Source organism: Enterobacter chuandaensis, from assembly GCF_003594915.1.
Lineage (GTDB): Bacteria > Pseudomonadota > Gammaproteobacteria > Enterobacterales > Enterobacteriaceae > Enterobacter > Enterobacter chuandaensis.
This window is the reverse complement of the sequence record NZ_QZCS01000022.1, coordinates 1-21,047: the sequence shown is the minus strand read 5'-3', so window position 1 is coordinate 21,047 and position 21,047 is coordinate 1. Positions and strand designations below refer to the sequence as shown.

General features: G+C 51.7%; 24 protein-coding genes and 1 other RNA gene. 11 read left to right on the top strand and 14 right to left on the bottom strand.

Going from position 1 to position 21,047, the window contains the following annotated elements:
* The first annotated feature begins 180 nt into the window (after nt 1-180).
* The 3 genes from yfiR to D5066_RS22120 are packed head-to-tail and all read left to right on the top strand — an operon-like array spanning nt 181 to nt 2,383.
* The gene (gene yfiR, locus D5066_RS22130; RefSeq protein ID WP_176212976.1) at nt 181-672 is read left to right on the top strand and encodes a regulatory sequestration protein YfiR; all 492 of its coding nucleotides are present in this window, start codon (nt 181-183) and stop codon (nt 670-672) included.
* Nucleotides 665-1,885, top strand: a complete 1,221-nt coding sequence (dgcN, locus tag D5066_RS22125; protein ID WP_080330254.1) for a diguanylate cyclase DgcN/YfiN — start codon at nt 665-667, stop codon at nt 1,883-1,885. Before yfiR ends, dgcN begins: the two co-directional genes overlap by 8 nt.
* Nucleotides 1,886-1,897: 12 nt before the next feature.
* Nucleotides 1,898-2,383: an OmpA family protein gene (locus D5066_RS22120; RefSeq protein WP_080330253.1), complete on the top strand. Its 486-nt coding sequence runs from the start codon at nt 1,898-1,900 to the stop codon at nt 2,381-2,383.
* 2 nt (nt 2,384-2,385) lie between these two features.
* On the opposite strand, the gene D5066_RS22115 is transcribed toward D5066_RS22120, so the two are convergent.
* The 7 genes from D5066_RS22115 to ffh all read right to left on the bottom strand — a co-directional run bounded on the left by D5066_RS22115 (nt 2,386) and on the right by ffh (nt 7,804).
* Complete coding sequence (locus D5066_RS22115; RefSeq protein ID WP_119917230.1) at nt 2,386-3,756, bottom strand: PepSY-associated TM helix domain-containing protein; 1,371 nt, start codon at nt 3,754-3,756, stop codon at nt 2,386-2,388.
* 39 nt (nt 3,757-3,795) lie between these two features.
* A complete protein-coding gene (locus tag D5066_RS22110; RefSeq protein WP_119917229.1) occupies nt 3,796-4,200 on the bottom strand; it encodes a DUF2946 domain-containing protein in 405 nt (134 codons plus the stop codon).
* Nucleotides 4,201-4,332: 132 nt separating this feature from the next.
* Nucleotides 4,333-4,680, bottom strand: coding sequence for a 50S ribosomal protein L19 (gene rplS, locus D5066_RS22105; RefSeq protein WP_002914145.1), 348 nt, complete (start codon nt 4,678-4,680; stop codon nt 4,333-4,335).
* 43 nt (nt 4,681-4,723) lie between these two features.
* Nucleotides 4,724-5,491 (bottom strand): tRNA (guanosine(37)-N1)-methyltransferase TrmD, encoded by a 768-nt coding sequence (trmD, locus tag D5066_RS22100; protein WP_047366682.1) that lies wholly within the window; start codon nt 5,489-5,491, stop codon nt 4,724-4,726.
* Between the two features lie 31 nt (nt 5,492-5,522).
* A complete protein-coding gene (gene rimM, locus D5066_RS22095) occupies nt 5,523-6,062 on the bottom strand; it encodes a ribosome maturation factor RimM (RefSeq protein WP_080330249.1) in 540 nt (179 codons plus the stop codon).
* 15 nt (nt 6,063-6,077) lie between these two features.
* On the bottom strand, nt 6,078-6,326 hold the full coding sequence (rpsP, locus tag D5066_RS22090) for a 30S ribosomal protein S16 (RefSeq protein WP_022649067.1): 249 nt from the start codon (nt 6,324-6,326) through the stop codon (nt 6,078-6,080).
* A gap of 116 nt (nt 6,327-6,442) precedes the next feature.
* Entirely contained in the window at nt 6,443-7,804 is a 1,362-nt protein-coding gene (ffh, locus tag D5066_RS22085) for a signal recognition particle protein (protein ID WP_119917228.1), read from the bottom strand.
* A 166-nt stretch (nt 7,805-7,970) separates the two neighbouring features.
* Between ffh and D5066_RS22080 the strand changes: the two genes are divergently transcribed.
* Together D5066_RS22080 and D5066_RS22075 are read left to right on the top strand one after the other, a co-directional pair.
* Nucleotides 7,971-8,762 (top strand): cytochrome C assembly family protein, encoded by a 792-nt coding sequence (locus D5066_RS22080; RefSeq protein WP_014884879.1) that lies wholly within the window; start codon nt 7,971-7,973, stop codon nt 8,760-8,762.
* A 19-nt stretch (nt 8,763-8,781) separates the two neighbouring features.
* Nucleotides 8,782-10,068, top strand: coding sequence for an HlyC/CorC family transporter (locus D5066_RS22075; protein ID WP_047650350.1), 1,287 nt, complete (start codon nt 8,782-8,784; stop codon nt 10,066-10,068).
* A gap of 52 nt (nt 10,069-10,120) precedes the next feature.
* On the opposite strand, the gene grpE is transcribed toward D5066_RS22075, so the two are convergent.
* A complete protein-coding gene (gene grpE, locus D5066_RS22070) occupies nt 10,121-10,714 on the bottom strand; it encodes a nucleotide exchange factor GrpE (RefSeq protein ID WP_008502499.1) in 594 nt (197 codons plus the stop codon).
* Between the two features lie 122 nt (nt 10,715-10,836).
* On the opposite strand from grpE, the gene nadK reads away from it, so the two are divergent.
* The 3 genes from nadK to bamE all read left to right on the top strand — a co-directional run bounded on the left by nadK (nt 10,837) and on the right by bamE (nt 13,939).
* The gene (gene nadK, locus D5066_RS22065; RefSeq protein ID WP_008502500.1) at nt 10,837-11,715 is read left to right on the top strand and encodes an NAD(+) kinase; all 879 of its coding nucleotides are present in this window, start codon (nt 10,837-10,839) and stop codon (nt 11,713-11,715) included.
* Between the two features lie 85 nt (nt 11,716-11,800).
* Nucleotides 11,801-13,462: a DNA repair protein RecN gene (recN, locus tag D5066_RS22060; protein WP_119917227.1), complete on the top strand. Its 1,662-nt coding sequence runs from the start codon at nt 11,801-11,803 to the stop codon at nt 13,460-13,462.
* 138 nt (nt 13,463-13,600) lie between these two features.
* Nucleotides 13,601-13,939 carry an outer membrane protein assembly factor BamE gene (gene bamE / locus D5066_RS22050; protein WP_014884883.1) on the top strand — a complete coding sequence of 113 codons (339 nt, stop codon included), beginning with the start codon at nt 13,601-13,603 and terminating at the stop codon, nt 13,937-13,939.
* Between the two features lie 105 nt (nt 13,940-14,044).
* Here bamE and D5066_RS22045 read toward each other — a convergent pair whose 3' ends face one another.
* A complete protein-coding gene (locus tag D5066_RS22045; RefSeq protein WP_023333124.1) occupies nt 14,045-14,332 on the bottom strand; it encodes an RnfH family protein in 288 nt (95 codons plus the stop codon).
* Nucleotides 14,322-14,759: a type II toxin-antitoxin system RatA family toxin gene (locus D5066_RS22040; protein WP_208861694.1), complete on the bottom strand. Its 438-nt coding sequence runs from the start codon at nt 14,757-14,759 to the stop codon at nt 14,322-14,324. The genes D5066_RS22045 and D5066_RS22040 overlap by 11 nt, the downstream gene beginning before the upstream one ends.
* A 156-nt stretch (nt 14,760-14,915) precedes the next feature.
* Between D5066_RS22040 and smpB the strand changes: the two genes are divergently transcribed.
* The 3 genes from smpB to D5066_RS22025 all read left to right on the top strand — a co-directional run bounded on the left by smpB (nt 14,916) and on the right by D5066_RS22025 (nt 17,226).
* Nucleotides 14,916-15,398 (top strand): SsrA-binding protein SmpB, encoded by a 483-nt coding sequence (gene smpB / locus D5066_RS22035; RefSeq protein ID WP_119917224.1) that lies wholly within the window; start codon nt 14,916-14,918, stop codon nt 15,396-15,398.
* Nucleotides 15,399-15,487: 89 nt separating this feature from the next.
* Nucleotides 15,488-15,851: a transfer-messenger RNA gene (gene ssrA, locus D5066_RS22030) on the top strand.
* A gap of 184 nt (nt 15,852-16,035) precedes the next feature.
* A complete protein-coding gene (locus tag D5066_RS22025; protein WP_119917223.1) occupies nt 16,036-17,226 on the top strand; it encodes an integrase domain-containing protein in 1,191 nt (396 codons plus the stop codon).
* A gap of 71 nt (nt 17,227-17,297) precedes the next feature.
* Here D5066_RS22025 and D5066_RS22020 read toward each other — a convergent pair whose 3' ends face one another.
* The 4 genes from D5066_RS22020 to sid all read right to left on the bottom strand — a co-directional run bounded on the left by D5066_RS22020 (nt 17,298) and on the right by sid (nt 20,587).
* Nucleotides 17,298-18,686: an ApeA N-terminal domain 1-containing protein gene (locus tag D5066_RS22020; RefSeq protein WP_119917222.1), complete on the bottom strand. Its 1,389-nt coding sequence runs from the start codon at nt 18,684-18,686 to the stop codon at nt 17,298-17,300.
* Between the two features lie 338 nt (nt 18,687-19,024).
* Complete coding sequence (locus tag D5066_RS22015; RefSeq protein WP_119917221.1) at nt 19,025-19,591, bottom strand: phage polarity suppression protein; 567 nt, start codon at nt 19,589-19,591, stop codon at nt 19,025-19,027.
* Nucleotides 19,592-19,607: 16 nt separating this feature from the next.
* The gene (locus D5066_RS22010) at nt 19,608-19,853 is read right to left on the bottom strand and encodes an ogr/Delta-like zinc finger family protein (protein WP_000984211.1); all 246 of its coding nucleotides are present in this window, start codon (nt 19,851-19,853) and stop codon (nt 19,608-19,610) included.
* Nucleotides 19,850-20,587 (bottom strand): capsid size-determining scaffold Sid, encoded by a 738-nt coding sequence (gene sid, locus D5066_RS22005; RefSeq protein WP_119917220.1) that lies wholly within the window; start codon nt 20,585-20,587, stop codon nt 19,850-19,852. Before sid ends, D5066_RS22010 begins: the two co-directional genes overlap by 4 nt.
* Nucleotides 20,588-21,047 lie beyond the last annotated feature (460 nt).

Genomic DNA, 21,047 nt, shown 5'->3' with positions numbered 1-21,047 from the left:
AATAAACAACTGTAGGATTTAGCTTAGGTCAGCATTACGCTATTTCTGACATAATGACGGCTTTGATAAACAATGGTATTCTGCCCGCAACTCTTATGGACATCTATTTCCGGAGCGGTGTGGCGGATTCTGGTGAGAAATTCATACTTGATCTCTTTTTTCCGACTCACTCTGGTGCTAATGCTGTTCCTTATGGTGGGCCCTGCAGCGGCAGGCACGCTTACGGAAACGGATAAATCGGTACGCTCGATTGTCTCAGGCATTGTGAGCTATACGCGATGGCCGTCACTTTCCGGGCAGCAGCCTAAACTCTGCATCTATGCCTCTTCTCATTATACGCATGCACTCAGCAGCAAGAATGGGCAAAACGAGTTACCTTATACGCCCGTTATTGTACGTAACGATCGGGAAGCTCTGGCCGCAACGTGCGATGCGATTTATTTCGGGTCTGAATCACCGGCAAAACAACTTGAATTAATAAGTCAATATCAGGGCAGAGCATTGCTATTAATCTCAGAGCAAAATCCGGAATGTGTTATTGGCAGTGCCTTTTGCCTGATAATCGATCGCGGCCAGGTACGATTCTCCGTTAACCTGGATGCATTGACGCGCAGTGGCGTAAGAGTCAATCCGGATGTATTAATGCTTGCACGGAATAAGCAGCATGGATAAAGATTTCACGACGACACCGCGTCCAACGTTTAAAAGAACGCTCAGACGAATCAACATGATAAGCGTCATCATCACGATGACGTTAATATGGCTGCTGCTCTGTTTTGCCTCCGTCGTAACATTAAAACAATATGCGCAAAAGAATCTTGAATTAACCGGCGCTACAATGAGCCACAGCCTGGAAGCCTCGCTGGTTTTCAACGACTCGCTGGCGGCCAACGAAACGCTCGCCGCCCTGGGTAAGCAGGGACAGTTCGCCGTGGCGGAAGTCATCAACGTGCATAATAAGCGTTTTGCTTACTGGTCCTGGAACCCGAAGGATAATAACGACACGCTGGGGGCGCTGGTCAGCCGCTGGCTTTTCCCCGTTCCTGTTTCGCAGCCCATCCTGCACAACGGGGCAAAGATCGGTGAAATTCGTCTTACCGCGCGTGACAGCCTTATCAGCCATTTCATCTGGATGTCGTTTGCCGTCCTCACCGGCTGTATTCTTTTTGCTACCGTCGTCGCGCTTACCATTACTCAGTCTCTGCATCGCGGCATGGTCACGGCGCTGCAAAATATCACCGACGTTGTGCATGACGTCCGTACCAATCGCAATTTTTCCCGTCGGGTGAAAGATGGGCGCATTGAAGAATTCCATCAGTTTGGGGAAGACTTCAACAGCCTGCTGGACGAGATGGAGGAGTGGCAGCTAAAGCTCCAGGCGAAAAACGCTCAGCTGCTTCGTACCGCCATGCACGACCCGCTCACCGGTCTTGCTAACCGCGCTGCGTTTCGTAACAGCATTGCGGCGTTAATGAACGACCCCTCGGCAAAAACAAACTCGGCCCTGCTTTTCCTCGACGGTGATAATTTCAAGTTTATTAACGACACCTGGGGACATGCGGCAGGAGACTGCGTGCTGATTGAAGTCGCCAGCAGGATGGTGGAATTTGGCGATAAACGCCATCAGTCCTACCGTCTTGGCGGTGATGAATTTGCCATGGTGCTGTACGGCGTGCATTCTGAACCAGAGGTTCAACACATTTGTGCTGCGTTAGCGCAGCAGTTTATCCGTCCGTTTGATCTGCATAACGGGCAAAAAGCATCGATGTCACTCAGCATTGGCTTTGCTCTGGCGTGGGAAAATGCGTCCGTAGAAGCATTACTGGAGAAAGCCGACCGCAATATGTACCAGGTCAAAAACCAGCGTACGAAAACAATAAGTTAGAAAGGAAATTCTATGTTGAAACGATACTTCGCGCCGTTAGTCCTGGCCTCAATGGTTCTGGCAGGCTGTCAGTCGCCGCCTCAAGGCAAATTTACTCCTGAGCAAATCGCGGCGATGAAGTCATACGGTTTTAACGAACTGAACGGCGACTGGTCGCTTGGTATGTCGGACACCATCCTCTTTGATAAGAATGACGCCAGACTGCGCCCGGAAAGTGAAAAGCAGATCCAGTCCATGGCTTCTCGCCTGGCACAAACCGGCCTGAACCACGCACAAATGGACGGTCACACGGATAATTACGGTGAAGCAAGCTACAACGAAGCGCTGTCGTTAAAACGCGCCAATGCCGTGGCCGACGCCTGGGCGAAAGGCGCGAATATCCCGCGCAGCAATCTCACCACACGGGGATTAGGCCAAAAATACCCGGTTGCCAGCAACAGTACTGCGCAAGGGCGCGCTGAAAACCGCCGCGTCGCAGTGGTTATCAGCACGCCATAGGGTTATTTAGCGGATGATTCGGTGAGCGACACGCCTGTTGCCGCTCGCCAGCGCAGCCAGTCAATCAGGACAAACAGCGCCAGACTCACGCCCATCACCGGCAAAGCCAGCCCCAGCAGCGAGCTGATGATCACAGTAACTCCTCTTCCCCACCCTGACAGCGCCAGCCAGCTCTGAGAAAGCGTCTGCACCGGATTCATTGCCGACTGTGCCGGACGACGCATCCACCACATCCGGTATCCCCAGATGATCAGCACACACAGAGCAAGACCGAACGCAATGAGCAGCAGCTGATTCACCAGCCCGAATAAGATCCCCATATGGAAATCCACCCCCCAGCGGGTCAGCTTTGCCATGAGCGGGAAATCCTCGAATCGGGTGCTGTCCAGCACCTGCATCGTAGCGGGATCAACTGCAACGGCATCCACCTGAGTCGGCCAGCGGCGATCGATTTCCGTGACTGTCCAGGCGCGATCCATTGTTTTCGCCGGGCGGATCTCCAGCCGGTTGGCATTGATTCCCGCGTGACGCGCCGCGCTTAACACGCCATCAAACTGCGTCAGATCCATCGCCATTTCCGGCATCACCATCCCGCCGTGATGGCCTCGGTGTTCGGCGTGCTCATCCACGATCTCCGGCACGCCGGAAAGTGTCGTATTCACCTGCGGGGTGAGCCAGTTCATCTCAGCGCGCAGCTTATCTACGTTCCCCCCAGCCCATTGAGACCAGGTCAGGCCAGTTGCGGAAAACAGCAGCATGCCTCCCAGTAATATCCAGCCGAGCGTCACATGCACCCGACGACGGTTCTGGAAGCGATTGTTGATCCGCCGTTTGGGTCGGGTATAAAACCACAGGGCAATACCTCCCAGCGCGGCAACCCACATCCAGGAAGCGGCCAGTTCGCTATAGAGCCGCCCGATATCGCCCAGCATCAGAGAGGTATGCAGGTAATCAATGGTCTGACGCAGCGGTAAAATCCCGCTGGTGCCGTATACCGTCATATCCCCCAGCACCGAAAGATTCACCGGATCAATAAAGATCGCCCGGTTTTCCGATGGCCCCAGCGTTGGGTCAGCAAACATCACGCGGGTGGTTTCCCCTTCAGCCAGCCCCGGGCGAACGGCGTATAAGCGCACATCTGAACCAACGGCTTTCTCTGCCACGGCAATTTGTTCTGCCAGCGGCTTCGGCTCACCCAGGGAATCCGTGTGGAGCGCGTGCCGGTAGAGCGCATTCTCCAGCTGTGGAGTCGCCACGTACAGCGTACCGGTCAGCGCGGCAAAGAAGATAAACGGGCCAACAAACAGCCCAACGTAGAAATGGAGGCGACGCAGCAGGTTTCCCCATGCCGCGCGCGGAGTGCAGGTAGTCATACTTTTCCTTTTTAAGGCAAAAAGTTATCGATTTCGTTTTTAAAGGGAAAAAGCAGACTGCCGCGGCGGCGCGCGGGTATCAGGGTAAAGCCAGGGGAAAAAGTGCCAGTGGCTGACCACCTGGCGCGGCGGCTTAATGCGAAGCCTCTGCAGCACCGCGCTGAGCAGAACGATCAGCGCCAGCATCACGCCAGGGACATGCGCTAACAGGACGCAGTAGCCGCACGCTTCCGCATGGTCCACAGGCATCGTGTGCGACATATCGCCGTGATGCTCATCCATCGACATCATGCTCATATCATGATGCATGCCCGGCATCGCGCTCATGGGGTCTTTCTGCAGCGAGACGGAGATAAGCGGTGCCACCACGATCAGCAGGATCGCAAACAGCGCGGTCAATGCCGCTGCGCGTTTCCGTTTAGGCTGATGCAGTACGTTATCCACTTCCCCTCCACTCAAGAGGCAAGCATTGTAAATGATTTATGACGAAAGGGTTAACGCGAGAGGTGCGATGGGATAAAAAAAGGGCCAGCCTTTCGGCCAGCCCTTTCTAACAGGATGTCGCTTAAGCGAATCTTAGTTCAGACGCTCTTTAATACGAGCAGACTTACCAGTACGCTCACGCAGGTAGTACAGTTTAGCTTTACGTACAGCACCACGACGTTTAACAGCAATGCTGTCAACTACCGGAGAGTGAGTCTGGAAGACACGCTCAACGCCTTCGCCGTTGGAAATTTTACGAACAGTGAATGCAGAGTGCAGACCGCGGTTACGAATAGCGATAACCACGCCCTCGAATGCCTGCAGACGTTTTTTGGAACCTTCAACAACCCATACTTTCACTTCCACGGTGTCACCTGGACGGAAGGAAGGTACGTCCTGCTTCATCTGCTCTTGTTCAAGTTGCTTAATAATGTTGCTCATAATTTAATCTCTTATCCTGGGTAAACTGATATTCGGGAGCGTATTACGCCTTCCCATCATGTTCATGCTGCTGTTGCGCGTGTTCGGTTTTGAACTCGGCCAGCAACTTTGCTTGCTCTTCAGTCAGAGCCAGGTTTTCCAGAAGTTCAGGTCTTCTAAGCCAGGTTCGGCCCAGCGACTGCTTCAAACGCCAGCGACGTATCTCGGCATGGTTTCCAGACAGTAACACTGCCGGTACTTCCATCCCTTCTAACACTTCAGGACGAGTATAGTGTGGACAGTCCAGCAATCCATCGGCAAAGGAATCTTCCGTTGCCGAAGCTTCATGGCCCAGAACACCCGGAATGAACCGGGCGACGGAGTCAATCAGCGTCATCGCTGGTAACTCACCACCGCTGAGAACGTAATCGCCGATAGACCATTCTTCGTCAATCTCGGTTTGGATTACGCGCTCATCTATCCCTTCGTAGCGTCCACAGACCAGAATCAGCTTTTGATTCGTCGCCAGTTCGCTCACGCCCGCTTGATCAAGCTTGCGTCCCTGAGGTGACAGATAAATCACCTTTGCGCCTTCACCTGCCGCGGCTTTTGCTGTGTGAATGGCGTCCCGTAAGGGTTGCACCATCATTAACATCCCCGGTCCGCCGCCGTAAGGACGATCGTCCACGGTACGGTGCCGGTCATGAGTGAAGTCACGAGGACTCCAGCTCTGGATGCTCAGCAGGCCATTCTTTACTGCCCGGCCAGTTACCCCGTAATCGGTAATCGCGCGGAACATTTCAGGAAACAGGCTAATTATGCCAATCCACATAGCGCCGTCTTTTACCGTTTATCCGGAGAATTTAAAAACCAGGATCCCAATCTACTTCAATCGTTTGAGTAGTGAGATCGACTTTCTTGATAACCTGTCCATCGAGGAACGGAACCAACCGCTCCTTGATGCCAAATGCATCTTTCAGGTTTGCCTTAATGACGAGAACGTCATTTGACCCGGTTTCCATCATATCGATGACTTTCCCCAGGCTGTAGCCTTCAGTGGTGACCACCTGGCAACCCATAAGGTCTTTCCAGTAGTAGTCGCCCTCTTCCAGCTGCGGCAACTGCGACGAATCCACGACAATTTCACAATTAGTCAGCGCATTCGCGGCATCACGATCGTCAACGCCTTTCAGCTTGATGATGATGTCCTGATTGTGGTGACGCCAGCTTTCCAGCTCGACCTCTTCCCACTTACCGGCTTTCTGGATAAACCAGGGCTGGTAATCAAAAATGCTATCAGCGTCTTCAGTGGAGGAAAACACTCTGAGCCAACCACGGATACCGTAGCAAGAACCCATTTTTCCCAATACGATCGGTTCAACAGGTGCTTTATTGCTCATCATGACCACCGTGACAGATTAAGCTGCTTTGTTTGCTGCTTTGATCAGCGTAGCAACGCGATCGGAAACAGTAGCGCCCTGGCCAACCCAGTGAGCGATACGATCCAGATCCAGACGAGTTTCTTCTTCTGCGCCAGAGGCCAGTGGGTTGAAGAAACCAACGCGCTCGATGAAGCGACCGTTGCGTGCATTACGGCTGTCAGTCACAACAACCTGGTAGAACGGACGCTTTTTAGCGCCGTGACGTGCTAAACGAATAGTTACCATAACATCCTCTTGTGTGAATAAAACAACCGGGCCCCATCGAGGAACGGAGCCCGGGTGTCATATTAAAAGCCCGAAAATTTTACTCATTTTCGGGCAAAAAGCAATCTCAAAAGCGATTAACGTCCTGGAAAACCTGGGGGCATCATGCCTTTCATGCCGCGCATCATCTTCGCCATACCGCCTTTCTTCATTTTCTTCATCATGCGCTGCATGTCGTCGAACTGTTTCAGAAGGCGGTTAACGTCCTGCACCTGCATACCGCAACCGGCTGCGATACGGCGTTTACGGGAACCTTTGATGATGTCCGGGTTAGCGCGCTCTTTCAGCGTCATCGAGTTGATGATCGCCTCCATACGCACCAGCACCTTGTCATCCATCTGCGCTTTCACGTTGTCAGGGATCTGGCCCATGCCCGGCAGTTTGCCCATCAGGCTGGCCATGCCGCCCATGTTTTTCATCTGACGCAGCTGCTCAAGGAAGTCGGTGAGATCGAAACCGTCACCTTTTTTCAGCTTGCTGGCCAGCTTCTCGGCCTGCGCGCGGTCAACCTTGCTCTCGATCTCTTCGATCAGCGACAGCACGTCGCCCATGCCGAGGATACGGGAGGCAATACGATCCGGGTGGAACGGCTCCAGCGCTTCGGTTTTCTCGCCCACGCCGAGGAATTTAATCGGCTTACCGGTGATGTGACGAATGGAGAGCGCCGCACCGCCGCGGGCGTCGCCGTCCACTTTGGTCAGCACCACGCCGGTTAACGGCAGCGCTTCGTTAAACGCTTTTGCGGTATTCGCCGCATCCTGACCGGTCATGGCGTCAACAACAAACAGGGTCTCTACCGGGTTGATAGAGGCATGCACCTGCTTGATCTCGTCCATCATCGCTTCGTCAACGTGCAGACGACCGGCGGTATCCACCAGCAGCACGTCGTAGAATTTCAGCTTCGCCTCTTTCAGCGCCGCATTAACGATGTCGACAGGCTTCTGCGCCACGTCGGACGGGAAGAAATCCACGCCGACCTGCTCGGCCAGCGTTTCCAGCTGTTTGATTGCCGCCGGGCGATAGACGTCAGCAGAAACCACCAGCACTTTTTTCTTGTGCTTTTCACGCAGGAATTTACCCAGCTTACCAACGCTGGTGGTTTTACCCGCACCCTGCAGACCCGCCATCAGCACCACGGCCGGTGGCTGAGCTGCCAGGTTAAGCACCTGGTTCTCTTCGCCCATCGCCGAAACCAGTTCGTTACGAACGATTTTGACGAACTCCTGACCCGGCGTCAGGCTCTTGTTAACTTCATGACCAACCGCCTTCTCTTTAACGCGGTTGATAAAATCACGAACAACCGGCAACGCCACGTCTGCTTCCAGCAGCGCCATGCGCACTTCGCGCAGCGTTTCCTTGATGTTCTCTTCAGTAAGGCGTCCGCGGCCGCTGATGTTGCGCAGCGTGCGCGACAAACGATCGGTTAAATTATCAAACATTGTCTCTCGCCTGAGTAGAAACGTTGGGTCGCATCGAGCGACACATACACAGAATTTTGCCGGAGTATAACATGAAGGTGCCTTTGTTGTTATGCAACGGTTGGAGCAGGCGTCACGTAACGTTATACTGCTTCTCTTTCTTATTAAGACAACTGTCGATGCCTATATGCCTGTTTTCGCACTGATCGCCCTTGTTGCCTACTCTGTCAGCCTTGCGCTGATCGTTCCTGGACTGCTGCAAAAAAACAGCGGCTGGCGACGCATGGCTATTCTTTCGGCGGTTATCGCACTGATAAGCCACGCGTTTGCGCTGGAATCACGCATCATCCCCGGCGACGGCAGCGTGCAGAATCTGAGCGTACTCAACGTTGGCTCACTGGTCAGCCTGATGATCTGTACGGTGATGACCATCGTCGCGTCTAAAAATCGCGGCTGGCTGCTGCTGCCGATTGTCTATACCTTCGCGCTGATCAATCTGGCTCTCGCTACCTTTATGCCTAATGAATTCATTACGCATCTGGAGGCTACCCCGGGGATGCTGGTGCATATCGGCCTGTCGCTGTTTGCCTACGCGACGCTGATCATCGCCGCGCTTTACGCCATGCAGCTCGCCTGGATTGATTACCAGCTGAAGAATAAAAAACTGGCGTTTAACCATGAAATGCCGCCGCTGATGGTCATTGAGCGTAAGATGTTCCACATCACTCAGGTGGGCGTGGTACTGCTGACGCTCACGCTCTGCACGGGCCTGTTTTACATGAAGAACCTGTTCAGCGTGGAGAATATCGATAAAGCCGTGCTCTCCATCATCGCGTGGTTTGTCTATATTGTCCTGTTATGGGGCCATTATCATGAAGGCTGGCGCGGTCGCCGCGTGGTCTGGTTCAACGTCGCGGGTGCGGGCATTCTCACCCTTGCCTATTTTGGCAGCCGCTTCATACAGCAATTTGCTGGCTAAGTCATAAAAGGAGTTCCCCCTGGAACACATCTCTACCACCACGCTGATCGTTATCCTGATCGTCATGGTGGTCATCTCCGCCTATTTCTCCGGCTCGGAAACCGGCATGATGACCTTAAACCGCTACCGGTTACGTCATCGTGCTAAACAGGGTAACCGTGCCGCCCGTCGCGTTGAAAAGCTGCTCCGCAAGCCGGATCGGCTGATAAGTCTGGTACTTATTGGTAACAACCTTGTCAACATTCTGGCCTCTGCCCTCGGCACCATCGTCGGGATGCGCCTGTACGGCAACGCCGGGGTCGCAATTGCCACCGGCGTGCTGACGTTTGTGGTGCTGGTGTTTGCCGAAGTGCTGCCGAAAACCATCGCCGCGCTTTACCCTGAGAAGGTGGCCTATCCGAGCAGCTTCCTGCTGGCCCCCCTGCAGATCCTGATGATGCCGCTGGTCTGGCTGCTGAACATGGTGACGCGCGTTTTAATGCGGATGGTGGGAATCAAAGCCGACGTCACCATCAGCAGCGCGCTCAGCAAAGAAGAGCTGCGCACCATCGTGAACGAATCCCGCTCGCAGATCTCCCGGCGCAATCAGGACATGCTCCTGTCGGTGCTGGATCTGGAAAAGGTGAGCGTGAACGACATCATGGTGCCGCGCAATGAAATCGTCGGTATCGACATCAACGACGACTGGAAAGCCATCGTCCGCCAGCTGACGCACTCTCCGCACGGGCGCATCGTGCTGTACCGCGACTCGCTGGATGACGCCATCAGCATGCTGCGCGTGCGCGAAGCCTACCGCCTGATGACAGAGAAAAAAGAGTTCACTAAAGAGGTGATGCTGCGCGCCGCCGACGAGATTTACTATGTGCCGGAAGGAACCCCACTCAGCACCCAGCTGGTAAAATTCCAGCGCAACAAGAAGAAGGTCGGCCTGGTGGTCAACGAGTACGGCGATATTCAGGGACTGGTGACGGTCGAAGATATTCTGGAAGAGATTGTCGGGGACTTTACTACGTCAATGTCCCCATCCCTTGCGGAAGAGGTGACTCCGCAAAACGACGGCTCGGTGCTGATTGACGGTAGCGCGAACATCCGTGAACTCAACAAAGCCTTTAACTGGCATTTGCCGGAAGATGAAGCTCGTACCATGAACGGGATGATTCTGGAAGCGCTGGAAGAGATCCCGGCGGCAGGCACGCGGGTGCGCATTGAACAGTACGATATAGATATCCTGGACGTGCAGGACAATATGATTAAGCAGGTTAAAGTCCTGCCCGTGAAACCACTGCGCGAAAGTATCGCGGAATAAAGTTGTAGGCCGGGCAAGGCGAAGCCGCCGCCCGGCACTACGGGACGGCAAATTACGCTTTCGCTTTCGCCACGGTCACCATTGCAGCGCGAATGGTACGGCCGTTCAGGGTGTAACCTTTCTGCATCACGCCCAGCACTTTACCGGCTTCAATCTCTTCAGATTCCACCATCGCAATGGCCTGGTGAACGTTTGGATCCAGCGGGACGTCGGTATCAGCAATCACTTCCACGCCAAACTTACGCACCACGTCGAGCATGGATTTCAGCGTCAGTTCAATACCTTCGATCATCGCCGCGTTGTCCGGATTCGCTTTGTCAGCGACTTCCAGCGCGCGATCAAGGCTATCGATGACCGGCAGCAGTTCGTTGACGAATTTCTCCAGCGCAAACTTATGCGCCTTCTCAACGTCCTGCTCGGTACGACGACGCAGGTTTTCCATTTCCGCCTTGATGCGCAGAACACTGTCGCGTTCGCGATTCTGTGCTTCTACCAGTTGGGCTTCCAGATTCGCAATTTTTTCATCGCGCGGGTCCACCTGCTCAGCAGATGCGTCTGGCTCTACAGCCTCAACTTCATCGTGCTGTTCCGTGATAATTTCTTCAGGGGCTTGCCCCTCAGGCGTTTTCTGTTCTTTACTACTCATGAATTTCTCCGCGTTTTTCTGCATTCATCTCGCTAACTTCGCTTATTATGGGGATCAGTTTCCTGGATTCAAGGGAACAAGAGAGATTGTCATCATTCATCAGGCACAAGGACCTCCAGAAAATGAATAATCATTTCAGGTGTATTGGGATCGTCGGGCATCCGCGTCACCCTACCGCATTGACGACACATGAAATGTTGTATCGCTGGTTGTGTAGCAAAGGCTATGAAGTGATGGTCGAGCAGCAGATTGCGCAGGAGCTACAGCTGAAGAGCGTCAAAACCGGCACGCTGGCGGAAATTGGCCAGCAGGCCGATCTCGCCGTGGTGGTGGGCGGCGACGGCAACATGCTCGGCGCGGCGCGCACGCTGGCGCGTTATGACATTAAGGTCATCGGCATCAACCGTGGCAATCTCGGCTTTTTAACCGACCTCGACCCGGACAACGCACAGCAACAGCTGGCCGACGTACTTGAAGGCCACTATATCAGCGAAAAACGCTTTTTACTGGAAGCGCAGGTGTGCCAGCAAGACTGTCAGAAGCGCATCAGCACCGCGATTAACGAGGTGGTGCTGCACCCCGGAAAAGTGGCGCACATGATTGAGTTCGAAGTTTATATCGACGAAATCTTTGCCTTCTCTCAGCGTTCCGACGGGCTGATTATCTCTACTCCCACCGGCTCAACCGCCTACTCGCTTTCTGCCGGCGGCCCGATTCTGACGCCATCACTGGATGCCATTACCCTGGTGCCGATGTTCCCGCACACGCTCTCCGCCCGCCCACTGGTGATCAACGGCGACAGCACGATCCGTCTGCGCTTCTCGCACCGCCGTAACGACCTGGAAATCAGCTGCGACAGCCAGATAGCGCTGCCTATCCAGGAAGGTGAAGATGTCCTCATTCGTCGGTGTGATTACCACCTGAATTTGATACATCCAAAAGATTACAGCTATTTCAACACATTAAGCTCGAAGCTTGGCTGGTCAAAAAAATTGTTCTGATTTTGCATCCAGTACTTTACTGTATAAAAAACCAGTTTATACTGTATGAAAACACAGTTATGGTTTTTCATACAGGAAAACAATTATGCTGGCACAACTGACCATCAGCAACTTTGCCATTGTTCGTGAGCTTGAGATCGATTTCCACAGCGGCATGACGGCGATCACCGGGGAAACCGGTGCGGGTAAATCCATTGCCATTGATGCCCTCGGCTTGTGCCTTGGCGGCCGTGCAGAAGGAGACATGGTGCGCATGGGCGCAAACCGTGCTGACCTGTGCGCGCGTTTCTCCCTGAAAGACACCCCTGCGGCCCAGCGCTGGCTGGAACAGAATCAGCTCGAAGATGGACGTGAGTGTTTACTTCGCCGCGTGATCAGCAGCGACGGACGCTCGCGTGGGTTTATCAACGGCACGGCGGTCCCGCTCTCCCAACTCCGCGAACTCGGCCAGCTGCTTATCCAAATTCACGGTCAGCACGCGCATCAGCAACTCGTCAAACCAGAACAGCAGAAAGCGCTGCTTGATGGCTATGCGGGTGAGTACGCGCTTACTCAGCTTATGGCAGAGCACTATCGCCAGTGGCATCAGAGCTGCCGCGAGCTCGCCCAGCATCAGCAGCAAAGTCAGGAGCGCGCCGCGCGTGCAGAGCTACTGGCGTACCAGCTTAAAGAGCTGAACGAATTCAACCCACAGGCGGGTGAGTTTGAACAAATTGACGAAGAGTACAAGCGCCTCGCCAACAGCGGTCACCTGCTCTCAACCAGCCAGAATGCCCTCAACATGCTGGCAGATGGCGAAGACGTTAACCTGCAGAGCCAGCTGTACAATGTCCGTCAACTGGTCACCGAACTGTCCGGCATCGACAGCAAACTCTCTGGCGTGCTGGACATGCTGGAAGATGCCGCCATTCAGATTTCGGAAGCAGGCGACGAGTTGCGCCACTACTGTGAGCGGCTGGATCTCGACCCGAACCGTCTGTTTGAGCTGGAACAGCGCATTTCCCGCCAGATCTCGCTGGCGCGCAAGCACCACGTTACGCCGGAAGAGCTGCCGGGCTACTATCAGTCTCTGCTGGACGAGCAGCAGCAGCTCGACGATCAGGCTGACTCGCAGGAGACCCTCTCTCTGGCGGTGAATCTGCATCATCAGCAGGCGCTGGCCACTGCGAAGAAACTGCATGAGATCCGTCAGCATTACGCTCAGGAACTCAGCCAGCACATCACCGACAGCATGCATACGCTGGCGATGCCGCACGGTGTGTTCACCATTGATGTTCGCTTTGAAGAGAACCACCTGACAGCAGAAGGGGCGGATCGCATCGAGTTCCGCGTCACCACCAACCCGGGGCAGCCGCTGCAGGCGATTTCAAAAGTGGCCTCCGGCGGTGAACTGTCGCGTATTGCGTTGGCGATTCAGGTGATCACCGCGCGTAAAATGGAAACTCCGGCGCTGATATTCGATGAAGTGGATGTCGGGATCAGCGGCCCAACGGCGGCGGTTGTCGGCAAACTGCTGCGTCAGTTAGGCGAATCCACGCAGGTTATGTGCGTGACCCACCTGCCTCAGGTCGCGGGCTGTGGACATCATCACTTTATCGTTAGCAAAGAAACCGATGGCGAAATGACCGAAACGCACATGAGGCCGCTGGATAAACGCGCGCGTCTGCAGGAGCTGGCACGCCTGCTCGGCGGCAGTGAAGTCACGCGTAATACGCTCGCGAACGCGAAAGAACTGCTGGCGGCATAAACTTTTTGGGGATCTCAGGGTCATACAGAACAACAAAAACGCCTCCAGACCGGTTTCAAAGTGGGGCAAGGTCTATTATCATCGGCATATTACATATGAGCCGCGTTCTGCTCGGGCCCGAAAAGGAATCAAATCACTATGCGTTGTAAAATGCTGACCGCTGCTGCAGCGGTTCTTCTGATGTTGACCGCAGGCTGTTCCACTCTGGAGAAAGTGGTTTACCGTCCTGACATCAACCAGGGGAACTACCTTACCCCTAACGATGTGTCCAAAATCCGCGTGGGGATGACACAACAGCAGGTCGCTTATGCACTGGGAACCCCGATGATGTCCGATCCGTTCGGCACTAACACCTGGTTCTATGTATTCCGTCAGCAGCCAGGCCACGAAGACGTGACCCAGCAGACCCTGACTCTGACCTTCAGCAGCGCCGGTGTGTTGACCAACATCGACAACAAACCAGCCCTGACAAAATAATCAGGCGTAAGAAATGCAAAAAGGTGCTCATTGAGTACCTTTTTTGTTTTGTGTTGTTCCCCCTCGCCCCTTTGGGGAGAGGGTCAGGACAAGGGGAAGAAAGCGCTACTTAGCCGATTTCTCCGCACGTTGACGACGCAGCTCTTTCGGATCAGCAATCAGCGGACGATAAATCTCCACCCGGTCGCCCTCTTTCAGCACGTCGCCCAGCTTCACCGGACGGCTGTAAATCCCGACCTTATTTTTTGCCAGGTCGATATCGCTGCGAAGCTCAAGGATGCCGGACGCGCGGATAGCCGCTTCTACGGTCGCTCCCTCTTCCAGCGTCACGCGCTGCAGATACTGTTTCTCCGGCAACGCGTATACCACTTCCACAGCGATCTTATGCGACACTGTAAACCTCTTTGGCGCGAGCCGTGAACGCCTGAACCATATTCGACGCCAGCTCTTTAAAGATGCGGCCAAACGCCAGCTCAATCAGCTTATTGGTAAATTCAAAGTCCAGATGGAACTCGATGCGGCAGGCGTCTGCACTCAGGGGTGTAAATTTCCAGCCCCCCATCAGTGACTTAAAAGGACCATCCACCAGATGCATCAAAATACTCTGATTGTTAGTCAGCGTATTGCGGGTGGTGAACGTCTTGCTGATCCCCGCTTTGGAGACATCCACCGCCGCGGTCATCTGCGTCGGGCCAGACTCCAGAACGCGGCTCCCGGTGCATCCCGGAATAAACTCTGGATAAGACTGAACGTCGTTCACTAACTGATACATTTGTTCCGCGCTGTAGGGAACAAGCGCAGTACGGCTAATCTGAGGCATAGCATTTTCCATGGTCACACAACGAGCAAATAATAACATTTATCACCTGTTAAAAAAACGCTAAGCCTCATCTCGTGCTAAGATAGCGCGTTAGACCTCACAGGACGCAATGAGGTGACTTTTTGAAATCAGATTACCGACGGCTTTACGACACTTATGACGAAGAAAAAAGCACATAAACCAGGCTCGGCGACCATTGCGCTCAACAAGCGTGCTCGCCACGAGTATTTTATTGAAGAAGAATTCGAAGCTGGCCTTGCGCTGCAGGGCTGGGAAGTAAAATCGCTGCGCGCCGGGAAAGCCAACATCGGCGACAGCTACGTGATCCTGAAAGACGGCGAAGCCTTCTTGTTCGGCGCGAACTTTACGCCGCTGACCGTCGCCTCGTCGCACTACGTCTGTGACCCAACGCGTACACGCAAACTACTGCTGAACAAGCGCGAGCTTGAATCCCTCTACGGACGCATTAACCGTGAAGGTTTCACTGTGGTCGCCCTGTCGCTGTACTGGAAAAATGCCTGGTGCAAAGTGAAAGTTGGCGTCGCGAAGGGTAAAAAACAGCACGACAAGCGTACTAATCTGAAAGAGCGCGAGTGGCAACTCGACAAAGCGCGCATTATGAAAAACGCAGGACGTTGATTCTGCGCACTTATTGTACTATTCAATAAGTTAGCGTTCCGGGCTGGTATCCACGAAGTGAAATCTGGTATACTTAGTTCAACACTATTGGGGCTGATTCTGGATTCGACGGGATTTGCGAAACCCAAGGTGCATGCCGAGGGGCGGTTTGCCTCGTTAAAAGCCGCAAAAAAATAGTCGCAAACGACGAAAACTACGCTTTAGCAGCTTAATAACCTGCTCTGAGCCCTCTCTCCCTAGCTTCCGCTCTTAAGACGGGGATCAAAGAGAGGTCAAACCCAAAAGAGATCGCGTGGAAGCCCTGCCTGGGGTTGAAGCGTTAAAACTAATCAGGCTAGTTCGTTAGTGGCGTGTCTGTCCGCAGCTGGCGTGCGAATGTAAAGACAAACTAAGCATGTAGTACCGAGGATGTAGAAATTTCGGACGCGGGTTCAACTCCCGCCAGCTCCACCACTTGCTCTTCCGGATACGTCCGGGGAAATCCTGAAAGCCCGCATGGCACAAGCCCTGCGGGCTTTTTTGTGTCTGTCGTTGTCCGAGAACATCCGGCTAAATCCGGTGATTATTGGTATACGTTTAGGTATACGGTAGGATGTATACCTAAAAGCGTATACCAATTCATGAAGGAGCGGCCACAGTGGCACGGACAACTCGCCCCCTAACCAACACCGAAGTTCTGCGCGCGAAAGCGGTAGAGAAGGATCTAACGCTGCATGATGGTGACGGGCTTTTCCTGATAGTGAAAACTAGCGGCAAGAAACTCTGGCGCTTTCGCTATCAACGCCCAGCAACAAAACAGCGGACTATGATGGGACTTGGTGCTTTTCCTGCCCTTTCTCTTGCTGATGCCCGAGGGTTAAGAGCAGATTACCTTACCCTATTAGCCAACGGAATCGACCCGCAAATTCAAGCTGAAGTTGCAGAGGAACAGCAGCAAATCGCTCTGGACAGTATTTTTTCGACGGTCGCCGCTAACTGGTTCCAGCTCAAAAGCAAAAGCGTTACCCCTGATTACGCTAAAGATATATGGCGTTCACTGGAAAAAGACGTATTTCCAGCTATCGGGGAGACCCCTGTCCAGCAAATCAAAGCCCGAACACTGGTTGAAGCCCTTGAACCGATCAAAGCTCGTGGGGCGCTGGAGACAGTTCGTAGACTGGTACAGCGTATCAACGAAATAATGATTTATGCGGTTAACACTGGCTTGATTGATGCCAACCCCGCGTCAGGTATTGGTATGGCTTTTGAGAAACCCAAAAAGCAAAACATGCCGACGTTACGACCAGAAGAATTGCCTAAGCTGATGCGTTCGCTAGTCATGTCAAATCTATCTGTTCCGACTCGCTGTCTTATTGAGTGGCAACTCCTGACGCTCGTTCGCCCTTCAGAGGCTTCAGGCGCACGATGGGCAGAGATCGATCTCGATAAAAAGCTCTGGACTATTCCAGCAGAAAGGATGAAGGCCAAGCGTGAGCACATAGTCCCACTATCTCCTCAGGCGTTAGATATTCTGGAAGTGATGAAGCCAATCAGTGCTCATCGTGAACATGTTTTTCCTAGTCGGAATGACCCAAAACAACCGATGAATAGCCAGACGGCAAATGCAGCATTGAAGCGAATTGGTTATAGTGGCAAGCTTGTTGCGCATGGTCTTAGAGCTATAGCTAGTACTGCCATGAATGAAAATGGTTTCAACCCTGATGTAATTGAGGCTGCTTTAGCCCATTCTGATAAAAATGAAGTTAGACGCGCATATAACCGTTCAGACTATTTAGCTCAACGCAAAGAACTCATGGCTTGGTGGGGGCAAATAGCAATAAAACAATGAACTAAAAACAGCAGATTAATAAATCTGCTGTTTTTTAATTTTGAAGAAACATACAATATCCAAGATATCCCTCAGATTGAGTATGATATACCTTCTTTCCAGCCATTCAAGTTAGCCACTTCTTCAATCAAACTATACGGTATACCTAACCTTTCCATAAGTATAACAAGCGATAATATTTTTGATATAACCATACAGTCATGCAGTTTAGAAACAGACACAGAAAAAAATGGCTGATGAATTATATTATTTCTAATTCTACACAAATCATCTACCTTTATTTCATCCAGACCCAAAGCAATCACAAACTCTTCAGGCAGTTCTTTTATATAATGCCGAATACAAGTCTCAGTACTTTCCTTGCTACCATTTGCTCTTATTACTGCTCTTTTGAACTTACTAATTGATGAGCCGGGAAATGATCTTTGGAGTATACTTCTCGAACGGTCAAGCAATACCGACAACTTATCTTTATCAACATAATAAGACTGTTTAAATGTAGCTCTTTCAATTATTCGATAAAAACCTAAAAACTTCTCTTCATCACTATCTATAAGAGAATAATTAATAAACTTCTTAAGCAACAAATTGATTTCATTTTCTTTGCCACAAAAATAGTTATCAAATATTTGAAGTGGGAATTTTTTTTCAGAACCATCATTATACAGTGAAGAGTAGACAAGAGACATCGAGTTATGCAATTCACTGCTGTTACTGTTTCTTTCTGGAAAGTAAAGGCTAATATCTCTGTGCCTGATGTTTTCACTCGTACGTACCTTTACATCCGTAAAATCGAGTTGTCGCCCAATTATAAACCTCATTAGCATATAGAGATCAGTATATCTCTCAAGCAATCCGTTTAAGTCCACTTTATTTTCAAGATGCAATGATATGTGTGGAGTAACTGACATACCTACAGTATGCAAACCATCTAAACCACCATATCTATACCCATAATATCCACCTACTCTACCGACATCTTTAATGCTTCTCTCAAATTCAACCAAATCTTCCTGCTCAGGCATTTTATTCACAAGAGCTTGGTTTATTATTTTATTTAATTTCTCAGTATTCCCAAACCAATTATTAATTCCATTTGAATAAAAACTCAAACCTTGATACATATCAATATCATTTAAGTCCGCCCTCGAATATAAAAAACCACTTACTGAATAGGTATAATCGTTAAAGCTACTAGATGGATCTATAAACCGAAAAGAGCTTTCATTTAATTCCATACCAAAAAGACGAAAAAAGTCCCCTCCTCCATTGAAAACTGCAGTTTTGAGAGAAAGAATCCCAGAAAAATCACGATTAATTTTGTGACTAAAATCGAAAAAACGTATTTCTATATTTGATTGCGTTATTTTCAAGTCCGCTGGATAATCTTCTCCATCAACTCTTATTACCCCCTTACGGTGTTCATCAACACTCTCTCTATAATATTTAATGTTTTTCATATTTCGTTAATCCCTTTAATAGTATTATTTATATCAGCTCAATTAAAAATCAATATCATTATAATTTCACACCTCAACGCTTGAGGTGCCATCACTGCTGTTGCGCCATCAAAGATATAAAATAAATCACCAACAGCAAGCGCGCAATGCTCTCCCCGCCACGCCTGCCCGCTTAAGGGACCGCTTTTAATGCAGGTGCAAAGGTGGCCTCAGGCCGCGCCGCAACTGGCGCTGGCAGGGAGTGCCGGGTCGGGAAAACGCATGCAAAACCATGCACCTTAGGGATGCATGGCTAAATTCGGGAAAAATGACGGGATTTACAGGGATTTTTTGACAGACTACTGCGCGGCCAGTCCGGCGCGTCGACGGGCGTAAATCATGTTCTGTGCAGGGGTGAATTTTTCACGATTATCATCCCGCGAAGGTGCGTCAGGCCTGTATCCGATAGCTGTTAAAATATCGCTGTCCTGTGCAGAATAATTAATGTCATTTCCAGCGGTCAGCCAGACGGAAAGAGCTTCTCTCAGGTAAGAGACTGAACGGTCAATCGCGCGATTTTTTATCATCGCGGGCTGGTTTTTAATCCCCATTAGCTCCGGTGCCAGTGCGGCGGTCAGCTCTGCGCCGTTCTGCTGCATAAAATCATGCAGCCGGTTACGGATGCTGATGCGCTGCACTTCCTCATGCGAGAAGATGTAGCGACTGGCAGCCTGATTAACCTCCCATTTTTTTACGTCAATCAGGTCACGCAGCGACTGTAATCTGCGGGAACCTGATGCATTGTCACCCAGCAATAATTCCTGATATTCCTGCTCTGCGGCGGCCAGTTCGGTTTTACGGTTCAGCCACGCGGTTTTGTTCGTCTGGCAGGCTTCAAAAGCCTGCTGTAATGTCAGAGTGGTCACGGGTTGTCTCTCCTGATTAATGGCGGAACGGCGAGCTGTAGCAGCCTTTTACCCGACGGGGTGCCACGGGGGCTGTCGGCACCGGCGCGGGTTTCTCATCGACGACCGGCGAGCGTATCACTTCAAAAATCGACTCATGCGTTTTAAATGTCGCCGAGCAGTGTACATTCTGGCACTGCAGGTAACTCTCTTTGACGCTTTCAGACATATAGCGGCTGGTGCGAACGTGTGCCGCTGTGCGGCAGAAAGGGCAGCGCATCATGACAGTAACCCCCGAGCCTTAAGGTCAGACTCACGTTTTTTCATTTTCTCAAACCATACCTGACGCTGGCCGGGCGTGACCGCAACATCATGCTCCATATGTGGCAGCGTGGAGGATGAGAGCCCTGTTTTAAACAGCACCGGTTCATCGGACAGACGGATATTGCAGCCTTTCACGGCTTGTTCAAGCCACGCTTTCACCTGCTGCATAACGGCCTGCTCTGGCTGGATATATCCCTGATGCCCGGTGGTATTGGCAAGCGGGTTATTCAGAACCAGTATGTTAAGTTTCATTGCCCTGACCAGCGCGCTACAGGTATCACGCAGGGCAGCATTTAGCTCATGCTCTGCGTACTGGCTGAGGACGCTGTGATGTGCCTGACGATACGCTCTGGCCGTCCGGCCACACACTCCTTTAAGGCTGTCCAGTTCAAAAGACAGAACCTCAGCCATATTGTCACATTCCTGCGCCAGTTCCCGCCGTGCCACGCGTGCCAGATGGCGTTGTTTCAGCTCGTCAGTAATGACAGCACCACCGGCACGAAAGGCGGTGCGCCATGCACCGCAATCATTGTCATTTTCCTGCTCCAGTTCCTTTTTTTGTGCTTTCACCTGGCTGATGGCCGCCGTGGTTTCATCCATGCGTCGGGCACTGGTGAGATGCGCTTCTCTGGCCGTCTCAAGACTTTCTATTGCGGGTTTAAGGTAGTCGGGAATAACAGCGGTCTGAGTCATGTCGGGTCTCCTCTTCGTTTCAATCTGAGGAGATTCTGCCGCGCCGGACACAACAACACGATTCATTGCCGTTGTGGCAAAAATGGCACAAACAGACCTTAAAACCCGGCTGGCCAGAGAAAGGTCTCAGGAAAACCTTACTCACCGTTTGTTTTTTTACTTATAACTATTCACTACTGTTCACTGAAAAGAAAAAGATAAGTAATACAGAAAGATAAAGGGTGAACAGTTGAGGGTATAACTGTTCACCGACTGTTCACTACTGTTCACCTTTTGCTTTTTACCTAGGTTGCCGGATTTAGTCTTTTTTCCGATTAATTATGAGGAAATATATAAGTGAAAGTACTTAAAATTACTGCAATGTAATGCATTGATTTGCATCTGTTTGCCAGCGTTTGCCATTGTTCAAAAATCGCTCTGTTGTGTGGCAATGAGCTATAAAAAGACTTGTTGCCCTGAG

What these genes read in the sequence shown, in the direction of transcription:
- D5066_RS22040 (WP_208861694.1), bottom strand. Translation starts at nt 14,759, where the DNA reads ATGCCTCAGATTAGCCGTACTGCGCTTGTTCCCTACAGCGCGGAACAA.
- D5066_RS22120 (WP_080330253.1), top strand. Translation starts at nt 1,898, where the DNA reads ATGTTGAAACGATACTTCGCGCCGTTAGTCCTGGCCTCAATGGTTCTG.
- smpB (WP_119917224.1), top strand. Translation starts at nt 14,916, where the DNA reads ATGACGAAGAAAAAAGCACATAAACCAGGCTCGGCGACCATTGCGCTC.
- D5066_RS22020 (WP_119917222.1), bottom strand. Translation starts at nt 18,686, where the DNA reads ATGAAAAACATTAAATATTATAGAGAGAGTGTTGATGAACACCGTAAG.
- recN (WP_119917227.1), top strand. Translation starts at nt 11,801, where the DNA reads ATGCTGGCACAACTGACCATCAGCAACTTTGCCATTGTTCGTGAGCTT.
- grpE (WP_008502499.1), bottom strand. Translation starts at nt 10,714, where the DNA reads ATGAGTAGTAAAGAACAGAAAACGCCTGAGGGGCAAGCCCCTGAAGAA.
- rimM (WP_080330249.1), bottom strand. Translation starts at nt 6,062, where the DNA reads ATGATGAGCAATAAAGCACCTGTTGAACCGATCGTATTGGGAAAAATG.
- rplS (WP_002914145.1), bottom strand. Translation starts at nt 4,680, where the DNA reads ATGAGCAACATTATTAAGCAACTTGAACAAGAGCAGATGAAGCAGGAC.
- bamE (WP_014884883.1), top strand. Translation starts at nt 13,601, where the DNA reads ATGCGTTGTAAAATGCTGACCGCTGCTGCAGCGGTTCTTCTGATGTTG.
- dgcN (WP_080330254.1), top strand. Translation starts at nt 665, where the DNA reads ATGGATAAAGATTTCACGACGACACCGCGTCCAACGTTTAAAAGAACG.
- yfiR (WP_176212976.1), top strand. Translation starts at nt 181, where the DNA reads ATGCTGTTCCTTATGGTGGGCCCTGCAGCGGCAGGCACGCTTACGGAA.
- D5066_RS22080 (WP_014884879.1), top strand. Translation starts at nt 7,971, where the DNA reads ATGCCTGTTTTCGCACTGATCGCCCTTGTTGCCTACTCTGTCAGCCTT.
- trmD (WP_047366682.1), bottom strand. Translation starts at nt 5,491, where the DNA reads ATGTGGATTGGCATAATTAGCCTGTTTCCTGAAATGTTCCGCGCGATT.
- D5066_RS22010 (WP_000984211.1), bottom strand. Translation starts at nt 19,853, where the DNA reads ATGATGCGCTGCCCTTTCTGCCGCACAGCGGCACACGTTCGCACCAGC.
- sid (WP_119917220.1), bottom strand. Translation starts at nt 20,587, where the DNA reads ATGACTCAGACCGCTGTTATTCCCGACTACCTTAAACCCGCAATAGAA.
- nadK (WP_008502500.1), top strand. Translation starts at nt 10,837, where the DNA reads ATGAATAATCATTTCAGGTGTATTGGGATCGTCGGGCATCCGCGTCAC.
- rpsP (WP_022649067.1), bottom strand. Translation starts at nt 6,326, where the DNA reads ATGGTAACTATTCGTTTAGCACGTCACGGCGCTAAAAAGCGTCCGTTC.
- ffh (WP_119917228.1), bottom strand. Translation starts at nt 7,804, where the DNA reads ATGTTTGATAATTTAACCGATCGTTTGTCGCGCACGCTGCGCAACATC.
- D5066_RS22115 (WP_119917230.1), bottom strand. Translation starts at nt 3,756, where the DNA reads ATGACTACCTGCACTCCGCGCGCGGCATGGGGAAACCTGCTGCGTCGC.